The 896-nt window shown below is 72.9% G+C and carries 1 protein-coding gene; it reads right to left on the bottom strand.

Annotation, left to right across the window (positions count from 1 at the left end):
• The coding region (locus tag G5C65_RS37825; protein WP_165303599.1) for a type I polyketide synthase at positions 1 to 896 on the bottom strand (896 nt) is incomplete at both ends.

The following is an 896-nucleotide window of genomic DNA, read 5'->3' as shown; positions in this document are numbered from 1 at the left end:
CGGCGGGGCCCTCCAGGCCGAAGGTGTAGGCGATGCGGCCGGAGATGACGCTGTTCGCCGTGCCGGTCATCAGGTGACCCTCGGCTGTCGGGGGCAGGTGCATGCCCGCGCCGTACCCGGAGGAGGAGGCGCCCGCGAACACCCCGACCCCGCGGCCCTTCACCGACCGGGGATCCACCCCGGCCGACTCGAACGCCTCCCACGCCGCCTCCAGCACCAGCCGCTGCTGGGGATCCATCGCCAACGCCTCCCGCGGCGAGATCCCGAACAGACCCGCATCGAAGCTGTCCGCGTCGTGCACGAAGCCACCGACGGGCGCGTACTCGCCCACGCCGTCGAGTGCCCAGCCGCGGTCGGTGGGGAACGGTGACATGCCGTCCACCCCGTCGGCGACCAGGTCCCACAGCTGGTCGGGCGAGGTGATTCCGCCGGGGTAGCGGCAGGCCATGCCCACGATCGCGATCGGCTCGTCCGACACCCCGCCCGCAGCGGGCACCGGCGTGGCGGAGTCCTGCCGGAGGTCCCCGACCAGTTCCGTCAGCAGGTGGTCGGTCAGGACAGTCGGGCTGGGGTGGTCGAACACCAGCGTGGCGGGCAGTGGCAGTCCGGTGTGTGTGGTCAGCAGGTTGCGCAGTTCGACCGCCATCAGGGAGTCGAACCCGAGATCGCGGAAGGCCCGGCCGGGCTCGATGGCCTCCCCACCGGTGTGGCCGAGGACCTGCGCGGCCTGCGCACGCACCAGATCCAGCACCATCTGGCGTCGCTCCGCACCCGTGAGGCCGGACAGCTCCTGCCGCAGTCCCGAGTCGGCACCGGCACTGCTGCTCGGTGCGGCCTCCAGGGCACCGGCCGCTTCCGGGAGATCCCAGAGCAGGGGGCTGGGGCGGGCCGAGGTG

This window comes from Streptomyces boncukensis, from assembly GCF_011045075.1.
Taxonomy (GTDB): Bacteria; Actinomycetota; Actinomycetes; order Streptomycetales; family Streptomycetaceae; genus Streptomyces; species Streptomyces boncukensis.
Note: the sequence above shows the minus strand (reverse complement) of the source record. Positions and strands in the feature narration are given on the sequence as shown.